Origin of the sequence: Tahibacter caeni (assembly GCF_024609805.1) — a bacterium.
Classification (GTDB): Bacteria; Pseudomonadota; Gammaproteobacteria; order Xanthomonadales; family Rhodanobacteraceae; genus Tahibacter; species Tahibacter caeni.
Genome location: NZ_JANFVR010000195.1, coordinates 1 through 9,085, shown reverse-complemented (window position 1 = coordinate 9,085; position 9,085 = coordinate 1). Strand labels below are relative to the sequence as shown.

The window sequence follows — 9,085 nt, the reverse complement described above, 5'->3', positions numbered from 1 at the left end:
CTGGGCCGGATTCAACGCGACCGGCTCGCCGGCGCGCGCGACGCGATAGCCGCGCGCCGCGAGCGCCGCGCCGTCGGCGGCGCTGCCGTAGTGATACAGCACGAGACGCGCGCGCAGCTCGGTCGGATATTCGCGCTCCAGGTCGTCGATGCCGCTGTGCGACGGATTGCCGACGAGGCCGCAGTCGTGCGCGACGAGTTCGCCGGCCGCGGCGTAGCGGGTCAGCATTTCCGGTATCGGCCGCGTGTCGCCGGTCCAGACGAAGCTGCCGCGCAGCGCGAGCGCGAAGGCCGTGTCCGGCGCATGGTGGCGCACCGGAAAAACGTCGAACCACAGATCCTCGTGCCAGAAGCCGCGCGAGACTGGCACGAGCTGGAACGCATCCCAGAAGTTCGCGCCGCCTTCGGCCAGCACGTTCGGATAGTCGGCGATGCGCGCCTGCAGCAGCGGCACGAGCGCCGCGTGCGCGTATACCCGCACGCGGCCGCGCAGTGCCGTATCGAAATAGATCTTGGTGAACAGGCGCTCGAAGCCGCCGACGTGATCGAGATGCGTATGCGTCACGTAGATCGCGGCGGGCACGCGGCCGTAGCGCTCGAGATAGCGGCTCAGCGTTTCCGGGCCGCAGTCGACCAGCAGCAGCGGCGCACCGTCGCGTTCGAGCACGGCGCCGGAAGAACCGAGCTCTACGGCCTGGGACGAGCCTACGCCGAGAAAATGCAGCGCCAGAGTCATGCGTTACGGTCCTGCCGCGGGGGCGCGCCATTGTCGGACTGTTGACGTGCGGCCGTATAGGCGTCCTGCAAGGGCTGCCAGAGTTCGCGCTCGAAGCGGGCCTCGCCGTCGGCGGCGGCGCCGATCTTGCGCAGCGAACGGTGCAGCCGCTGCAGGTTTTCCTGCGGCCAGCCGCGGCGGTCCGCACGCAGTTCGCCACGGTCGAAATCGATCAGATGGACCGCGCCCCCGGCCGGCGCCTCGGCCGTCGCACCGGCGAACAGGACGTTGTGCGCGTTCAGGTCCGCATGGTAGGCGCCGGCCGCGTGGAAGCGCGCGATCGTCGCGCCGACGCGGCGCATCGCGGCGGCGTCGATGCGGCGCTCGGCCAGGCCTTCGGCCAGGGTCGTCGCGGCCGGAATCAGCCGCGTGAGCAGGTCGGCGCGGTAGAACAGCAGCCGCTCGCGCCGGTAGCGTGCGGCCAGCGGCTGCGGCACCGGCAGGCCCAGCGCCTGCAGCCGCTGCAGCAGCCGGAATTCGCGGAACGGGCGCGTCTTCTCGGCGCCTGCCCAGACGTACAGATCGCCGAGGACGCGGGCGATGCTGCCGCCGCGGCGGAAATGCCGCAGCACCGCCTCGCCGGCCGGCGTCTGCACGCGCCAGGCCGCGCCGCGGCCGCCGGCGACGGCGGCTGTGCGCCAGTACGCGGGATCGAACCAGTCTTCGCCGACTTGTGCAGCGATCGACGCGTCGCAGAGAATCGCGCCGGCGCCGGTGGCCTTCAGGGTCGCTTCGTTCATCGCCTGCGCTGCGGCACGTGCCGCATTCGTCTCGTCTTCGTTCTCCGGGCCATTCTAGCAACCCCATGTCCGTACAGGCATCGACCCCGCCGGCCTCCCTGTGCCTGCTGCGTACCTCCGCGCTCGGCGACGTCAGTCACGTCGTGCCCCTCGTGCGTACCGTGCAGCGGTACTGGCCGGCGACCGCGCTGACCTGGATCGTCGGCAAGCTCGAACACAAGCTCGTCGGCGATCTGCCCGGCGTGGAGTTCGTCGTGTTCGACAAGCGCCAGGGCTGGAAAGGCTGGCAGGCCGTGCGCCGCGCGCTGCACGGGCGCCGCTTCGATGCGCTGCTGCACATGCAGGTCGCGCTGCGGTCCAACCTGCTCAGCGCCGCGGTATCGGCGCGCCGGCGCATCGGCTACGACGCGGCCCGTTCGCGCGATCTGCACCGGCTGTTCATCGGCGAGCGCATCGCCGCGCGCAGCGGCGAACACGTGCTCGATGCGATCGGCAGCTTTCTCGAACCGCTGGGCCTGCGCCAGACCGACGTGCGCTGGGACCTGCCGGTGCCCGACTCGGCGCAGGCCTTCGCCGACGACCATCTGCCCGGCGCTGCGCCGACCCTGATCGTCAGCCCCTGTTCCAGTCACAAACTGCGCAACTGGCGTCCCGAACGCTATGCGGCGGTCATGGACGAGGCGACGCGGCGCGGCTGGCGCGTCGTGCTCTGCGGCGGCCCCAGCGCCTACGAGCGCGAGTTCGGCGATGCGATCGCGGCGCGGCTGCAGCGCGGCGCGGCGATCGACCTGATCGGCAAGGACACGCTCAAGCAGCTGCTCGCGCTGCTGCGCAAGGCCGATCTCGTACTGACGCCGGACTCCGGACCGATGCATCTGGCCAATGCGATGGGCACGGCCGTGCTCGGACTGCACGCGGCGAGCAACCCGCACCGCTCGGGTCCGTACTCGGACCGGCGCTGGTGCGTGGACCGCTACGACGAGGCCGCGCGGCGCTTTCGCGGCAAGCCCGCGAGCGCGCTGCGCTGGGGCACCAAGATCGAGCACGATGGCGTCATGGACCTCATCGGGGTCGATGCGGTCATCGAGCGCTTCGACGCATTCGCCGCCGCGCGCGGCCTGCCCTGAGCGCAGGCGGCGGCGCGCTCAGCTCTTGTAGTTCTGGTAGGACTTCTCTTCGATGAGCTGCGAGCCGAGCTTGAGATTGATCTCGCGCTTGATCGCCGCGCGATCGTCGTTCTGGAAGTAGACCGCGCGCGCGAGCTCGATGAACTCGGCGTCGAAGGACTGCGCTTTTTCCTTCAGGCGTATGCGGTCCTCAATGTCCCAGAGGGCCTGGTTCACGGCCTTCAGCCGCGCGCGCTCGGCACCGATGTCGACGGCCGCCGCCGCGTCGCCGCTCCAGACCTCCAGCAGCAGGTCCAGCTCCTTGCGAACGTTGGTCAGCTTGGCCGGATCGGCGATCCGCTCGGACTTGATCTCGAGGATCGTGATCTTGTCGATCAGTTCGCCATGGGAAATCGGAGTGGTGATCTGGGACATGGAACGCGGTCCGCGGCGGGGGAAGCGAGCGTAGCCCAAAACCATGCCGGTTCGGGGCCGGAAAACGAAAACGCCCCGTGAGGGGCGTTTTCGTCACTGCTGGCGGAGAGGGTGGGATTCGAACCCACGGTACGCTTACACGTACGCCTGATTTCGAGTCAGGTACATTCGACCACTCTGCCACCTCTCCGGAACTGTCGGTCTGTCGACCGGTCCTCGCCGGTGGCGCGGCGAGGGGCGCGAATAGTACGGGCAACGCGGCGCAGATACAAGCCGGGTTCGCGCGGCCTGCGGCGCGACGCCATTTCCCGCGGCTTTGCGTATTGATCGGGGCAGCCCGCGCACCGGCGGCCTGCGCTTGCCTAGGGGCGCCGCCCGGCGGCATGCTATGACCCAGTTCGTTTTTCGCATGTGCCGCCGTTTCTTGGACGCCGGCGCCCTGCGTCTGGCGATGGCCACTGAACCCGAAACCAGGCTTCGCGCATGATCGAATTCGGACACAGCTCCCACGTCGGCCTGCGCCGCGAACATAACGAAGACACGTATTACGCCGACCCGGAGCTGGGTCTGTGGCTCGTCGCCGACGGCATGGGCGGCCACGAGCACGGCGAGGTCGCCAGCGCGATCGCGCGCGACACGCTGATCGAGGAAGTGCGCAAGGGCACGCCGATAGGCCGCGCGATACAGCTGGCCGACGAAGAAATCATCCGTCATTCCAACCGCCGCGCCGAAGCGCTGCCGATGGGCACGACGGTCGCCGCGGTCAACATCAACGGCGACCAGTTCGACATGGCCTGGGTCGGCGACAGCCGCGTCTACGTCTGGAACGGCGCGCTCAAGCAGCTGTCGCAGGACCACTCCTACGTGCAGGAGCTCATCGAGCAGGGCGCGATCACCGCCGAACAGGCGCGCACGCATCCGCACCGCAACGTCGTGACCCAGGCGCTCGGCGTGACCGATCCGCAGAACTTGCGCCTGGAAACGATCACCGGCACCCTGCAGCCCGGCATGCAGATCCTGCTCTGCAGCGACGGTCTGACCGAAGAAGTGGAAGACGCGCAGATCGAGAGCATCCTCGCGCGTCCGGACCTGTCGGCGCAGGAATGCGTCGACCACCTGATCCTCGCCGCGCTCGACGGCGGCGGCTCCGACAACGTCACGGTCGTGCTGATCCGGCGCCGCTGAGCGCCGCCGCGCGGGTTGCGGCCGGAGCCGCGAACCGCGACGTCGCGGCCTCTCCGCCGCGCAGAATTCCGGGCCAAGTCCCGCTCCGCGGCGAAGCGGAATGAATTGCGTGCGACGCGGACATACGAGTTGCGGCGAGCGCAGCCCGCTGCATCGCCTTCTCTCCGCGAAGAAATTCGAACGCGATTCGTCCGCGGGAACGGGCGCCGAACGCGACGACGCCGGCGCACGAAACGACGCGCCGCGCATGATCCCGCCCGCAAGCCCCAAGCCGGCGGCTTCGAATGCCGCCGCAGCGCAGGGAACGTTCCGTCGGCCGTCTTTCGTCGCGTAGGGCCACGACGTTGCGGTTCGCACGTCGGCTCACCGCAACCGTCGTCGCCGATTCACGGCCGGATCAGGGCGCGCCGTTCCTGAGCGCCTTCAATGCGGTCTGGAAGCTGCCCATCGAATAGCCGTTCTCGTTCTTGAGCACGGCGTAGACGCCGTCGAGCCGGGCCTTGAGCGCATCGGCGCGGGCCTTGTCGATGGTGCCGGTGTTCTCGAACGCGACGATGACCGACTGCGCCGCCATCGCGGCCTGTTCGGCCGCGTCGTAGTCGCGGTATTCGCCGCGCGCGGCGTCGGCTTCGATGTCGGCCAGGATCGCGTTGAGGCTGCCGCCGTCGAAGCGGTGCTGGGCCACGCGCGGCAGCAGCTCGGCCAGCGTCGCGCGCAGTTTCTTCGCGGCGGCCAGCGTCGCGTCGCGGCTCTCGGTCGTCGCGCGATGCAGCGCGCGCGTCTGTTCGAACACGCGCGCCTCGGCGGACGTGTCCACGGCGGCGAGCACGTGGCGGAACATCACGAGATTCGCGTCGTAGAGACGCACGACGCCGGGCCCGAGGCCGGTGCCCTGGCGCGGTCCCCAGCTCTTGTCCGACATGCGCTTGTGGCAGGCGAAGCAGTTGAACAGCACGAGTTCCGGGAAGATGCCCTGCATGCCGGCCTTGGGATCGGCCAACTGGTCGAGCAGATTGACTGCAGCCACGCCCTGCCCCACGGCCCAGTCGCGCGCGCCGCTGAATTCACCCTTGCGCTGGATCCAGTCCTCATCGATCGCATAGTGCGGGCGGCCGAGCCAGGTGAACGTGTCGAGCTCGAAGGCCAGCCGCGGATGCCCCGCACCCATGATCCGGTGCGTGATCATGCGGTCCTTCGTGCCCATGTGGCAGGACAGGCAGAGTTCCGCGCGCTTGACCGGGTCGTCGGTCGCGTACATGCCCTTGGCGAGGTTGTCCGCATGCTTGACGCTTTTGTCCGCATGCGCGTTGAGCCACTGCTCGGAGCCGCCGTGGCAGGCCTCGCAGCCGACCCCGTCGCTGAGCTGGAAACGCTCGCCGCGCTGCGCGGCCGGCACGTTGTCGGCATGGCAGTCGAGGCAGATCTTCGCTTCGGTCGCATTGCCGAGGCCGAGCTTGCGCGCGATCTCGCGCGAGGCCGGCTGTTCGAGTATCGCGTAGGCCTTGGCGTGCGGATCGGTCTCCTGCCAGATCGCGAACTCGTTCTGCATTACATGGGATTCGCGGAACGCCTGCGAGGCGCCGTGACAGACGCTGTTGGAACAGCTCGCAACCCCGAGATGCTTGTGCGCCGCGATCGCGTCGACCGCTGAAGCGGACAGCACGCCGGGCAGCAGGAACACGCACACTGCAACGATCCACGTACGCAGTCTCATCGCCGAACTCCCCATTCAGGCGAGCGCCCTGGCGGCTGCTGGGCGCGCGGGCCGATTATGCCACGGGCACTGGCGACCTGTGCCGGGCCCGCGCCGGCGGCGCGGACGGGATCCAGGTCTCGGGCCTACTACGCAAAAACGCCGGATTTGCTGACAGCCCCGGTGAGAAACGTGGCGCGGCGGCGGAACCGTGCATCGGTCGCCGGGCTGCGTCGAGCCGGTGAAGCCGGGCATCGCGAGTCGTAAACCGACGACGCGTCAGGACCGCCGTCGCCGCGAGCCGTACGACCGGGACCTGCGGCTAGACCGGCGCCGGTTCCAGGCGGCGCCAGACGCAGGCGCCCTTGCTCGCCTTGTCGATGCCGGCCAGACGCGCCTCGTGCGCGGCCAGTTCGGCCGCGTCGGCCAGGCGCACGCGCACGGGTGGCCGTTCACCCGCGACGCCGTAGACGGCGATCTGCACCTGCGTCGTTTCGACTTCGACGACGAAGTCCAGCGCGCCCTGGCCGGCGGTCAGCGCGAGATAGACGTCGGCGAGGATTTCCGCGTCGAGCAGCGCGCCGTGCAGCTCGCGATGACTGTTGTCGATGTCCAGGCGCTTGCACAGCGCGTCGAGGCTGTTGCGCTGGCCCGGATACATCTCGCGCGCCATCGCCAGGGTGTCCAGCACCGTGGCATGGTCGGTCAGGCGGCCGTACTGCGGGCCGAGCCGCGCGAGTTCCGCGTCGATGAAGCCGACGTCGAATGCGGCGTTGTGGATGATGAGCTCCGCGCCCTTGATGTAGGCGAGGAATTCCTCGACGACGTCGGCGAAGCGCGGCTTGTCGGCGAGGAACTCGATGCTGATGCCGTGCACGGCCTGGGCGCCGGCATCGATGTCGCGCTCGGGATTCAGATAGCGGTGGAAATGGCTGCCGCTGACGCGGCGCGCGAGGAGCTCCACGCACCCCAGTTCGATCAGGCGGTGGCCGCGCGCGGCCTCGAGGCCCGTGGTTTCGGTATCCAGCACGATCTGGCGCATCAGGCTTCCTGGCGTTGGCGTTCGGCCGCGAGGCGCGCAGCGCGATCGACGCGTTCGTTGTCGGGATGTCCCGCATGGCCGCGGGTCCAGAACCATTCGACCCGGTGGCGCGCGACCGCGCGTGCGAGCCGTTCCCAGAGATCCTGGTTCTTGACCGGTTTCTTGTCGGCCGTGCGCCAGCCGTTGGCCTGCCAGCGCGGCAGCCATTGCTGCATGCCCTGCTTGACGTACTGCGAGTCGGTCGTGATGCGCACGCCGCAGGGCCGCGTCAGCGCTTCGAGCGCGGCGATCGCGCCCATGAGCTCCATGCGGTTGTTGGTCGTGTCCGCCTCGCCGCCGGAAATGACCTTCTCGACCGTGCCGTAGCGCAGCAGCGCGGCCCACCCGCCCGGCCCGGGATTTCCCAGGCAGGCGCCGTCGGTGAACACCTGCACGACCGCCGCTTCGTTCATGCGCTCGCGCGCTGCGTGCCGGAGGCGAGATGGGCGCGCGCCGCGCGCTGCCGCAGCGCCACGGGCCGCGAGCGCAGCAGCGCGTTCGTGCTGCGCTTGCGCGCGAGCAGCAGCCAGCTCGAACGCAGCGCCGGCGGCAGATGCAGCCGGACGCCGGCCACGGCCAAACGCTCGGCGCCGATGCGGCGTTCGGCATAGACGTCCACGCCGCCGCGGGCCAGCGCGCGGCGCCAGGCGCCGGCGGTCGCCAATTGCGGCGGCACGGCCTGGCTGCGTGTCTGCCAGGCCAGCCACGGCCGCCAGGCGCCGAATCGCGCGAAGCCGACGATCAGCGCGACGCCGCCGGGTTCGAGCACGCGCACGAGCTCTTCGCGCAGCGCGGCCGGCGCGGCGACGCCTTCAAACGCATGGTGCAGCACGACGAGGCGGAAGCTGTCGTCGGCGAACGGCAGCTCTTCCGGACTGCAGACCGTGTCGCCGGCCAGCCGGTCGGGGCCGTGCAGATGCAGGCCGACGCGACGTCCGAGCATCGGCGTGGCCATCCGCTCGGCGAACTCCGCATCGCAGCCGATGAACAGTCCCTGCCGCCCGAACACGCCGGCGCATTCCGGAGCGAGCGCGGCGCGCTCCTGCGCGAACACCGCGCGCAGTGCGTCCATGGGATGAGGCGGCTGGGGTCGCAGGAGCATAAGCGGCGCACGTCAGGGGACGCGGATTTTGCGCCAAGTCGCCCCGGCTTGTCCCGCAGCGTTTGCCGCCGTCGTTAAACGCGCTTAACGAGCACTGCCGGAAGCGCGGCTATAGTCACGCGCCTCTGCCGCTTGTCCGGAACGTCGTGCTGCGCCTCGAACCCGTCCCCGCCTTCGACGACAACTATCTCTGGCTCGCCCATGACGGCAGCCGGGCCGTCGTCGTCGATCCCGGCGACGCGGCCGCGGTCCTCGCCGCGCTGCAGCGGTCGAACCTGCAGCTGACGGCCATCCTGCTGACCCACCACCATGCCGATCACATCGGCGGCGTCGCCGCACTGCGCGAACGCTTCGACGCGATAGAAGTGTACGCGCCGGCCGACGAACGCATCGCCGCGGCGACGCGGCGTGTCGCCGACGGCGACACGGTCGAGCTGGCCGCGCCGGCGCTGCGCCTGCGCGTGCTGGCCCTGCCCGGCCACACGACCAGCCATATCGGCTACCACGGCGACGGACTGCTGTTCTGCGGCGACACCCTGTTCAGCGTCGGCTGCGGCCGCCTGTTCGAAGGCACGCCGGCGCAGATGCTCGCGTCGCTCGACAGCCTCGCCGCGCTGCCGGCCGCCACGACCGTCTGCTGTGCGCACGAATACACCGCCGCGAACTGCGCCTATGCGCTGAGCGTCGAGCCGGACAACGCCGCGCTGCGCGAACGCTGCGACGAGGTGCGCACACTGCGCGCGGCCGGCCTGCCGACCCTGCCGAGCACGGTCGCGCGGGAGCGTGCGACCAATCCGTTCCTGCGCGTCGACGCGCCGGACATCGTCGCCTGGGGCGAGCGCCACGGCATCGCGGCGGCGGCGCGCGTCGAGCGCTTCGCCGCACTGCGCCGCGGCAAGGACCAGTTCCGGGCGCCTGCCGCATGAACGCACGACTGCCGCTGCGCCGCCTCGCGCTCGCGCCGATGCT

The 9,085-nt window shown here is 70.0% G+C and carries 10 protein-coding genes and 1 tRNA gene; 3 read left to right on the top strand and 8 right to left on the bottom strand.

What is annotated here, in order from left to right; all coding sequences use genetic code 11:
• Positions 1 to 735, bottom strand: a 735-nt coding sequence (locus NON22_RS15640; protein WP_257387880.1) for an MBL fold metallo-hydrolase, incomplete at its 3' end; no start/stop codon positions are given.
• Complete coding sequence (locus NON22_RS15635) at positions 732 to 1,514, bottom strand: 3-deoxy-D-manno-octulosonic acid kinase (protein ID WP_257387879.1); 783 nt, start codon at positions 1,512 to 1,514, stop codon at positions 732 to 734. The genes NON22_RS15635 and NON22_RS15640, both read right to left, overlap by 4 nt.
• A gap of 65 nt (positions 1,515 to 1,579) precedes the next feature.
• Between NON22_RS15635 and NON22_RS15630 the strand changes: the two genes are divergently transcribed.
• On the top strand, positions 1,580 to 2,641 hold the full coding sequence (locus NON22_RS15630) for a glycosyltransferase family 9 protein (RefSeq protein ID WP_257387878.1): 1,062 nt from the start codon (positions 1,580 to 1,582) through the stop codon (positions 2,639 to 2,641).
• Between the two features lie 18 nt (positions 2,642 to 2,659).
• On the opposite strand, the gene NON22_RS15625 is transcribed toward NON22_RS15630, so the two are convergent.
• Positions 2,660 to 3,055 (bottom strand): DUF6165 family protein, encoded by a 396-nt coding sequence (locus tag NON22_RS15625; RefSeq protein WP_257387877.1) that lies wholly within the window; start codon positions 3,053 to 3,055, stop codon positions 2,660 to 2,662.
• Between the two features lie 100 nt (positions 3,056 to 3,155).
• Positions 3,156 to 3,245, bottom strand: a tRNA-Ser gene (locus tag NON22_RS15620).
• Positions 3,246 to 3,538: 293 nt separating this feature from the next.
• Between NON22_RS15620 and NON22_RS15615 the strand changes: the two genes are divergently transcribed.
• The gene (locus NON22_RS15615; RefSeq protein ID WP_257387876.1) at positions 3,539 to 4,240 is read left to right on the top strand and encodes a PP2C family protein-serine/threonine phosphatase; all 702 of its coding nucleotides are present in this window, start codon (positions 3,539 to 3,541) and stop codon (positions 4,238 to 4,240) included.
• A 397-nt stretch (positions 4,241 to 4,637) separates the two neighbouring features.
• Here NON22_RS15615 and NON22_RS15610 read toward each other — a convergent pair whose 3' ends face one another.
• From NON22_RS15610 to NON22_RS15595, 4 genes are all read right to left on the bottom strand, one after another.
• Positions 4,638 to 5,954 carry a cytochrome c family protein gene (locus NON22_RS15610; protein WP_257387875.1) on the bottom strand — a complete coding sequence of 439 codons (1,317 nt, stop codon included), beginning with the start codon at positions 5,952 to 5,954 and terminating at the stop codon, positions 4,638 to 4,640.
• A gap of 301 nt (positions 5,955 to 6,255) precedes the next feature.
• Positions 6,256 to 6,975, bottom strand: a complete 720-nt coding sequence (gene dnaQ / locus NON22_RS15605; protein ID WP_257387874.1) for a DNA polymerase III subunit epsilon — start codon at positions 6,973 to 6,975, stop codon at positions 6,256 to 6,258.
• Positions 6,975 to 7,427 carry a ribonuclease HI gene (rnhA, locus tag NON22_RS15600; RefSeq protein ID WP_257387873.1) on the bottom strand — a complete coding sequence of 151 codons (453 nt, stop codon included), beginning with the start codon at positions 7,425 to 7,427 and terminating at the stop codon, positions 6,975 to 6,977. Before rnhA ends, dnaQ begins: the two co-directional genes overlap by 1 nt.
• Positions 7,424 to 8,086, bottom strand: coding sequence for a class I SAM-dependent methyltransferase (locus tag NON22_RS15595; protein WP_257387872.1), 663 nt, complete (start codon positions 8,084 to 8,086; stop codon positions 7,424 to 7,426). The genes rnhA and NON22_RS15595 overlap by 4 nt, the downstream gene beginning before the upstream one ends.
• Positions 8,087 to 8,265: 179 nt before the next feature.
• Between NON22_RS15595 and gloB the strand changes: the two genes are divergently transcribed.
• Positions 8,266 to 9,042, top strand: coding sequence for a hydroxyacylglutathione hydrolase (gloB, locus tag NON22_RS15590; protein WP_257387881.1), 777 nt, complete (start codon positions 8,266 to 8,268; stop codon positions 9,040 to 9,042).
• The last annotated feature ends 43 nt before the right edge of the window (positions 9,043 to 9,085 follow it).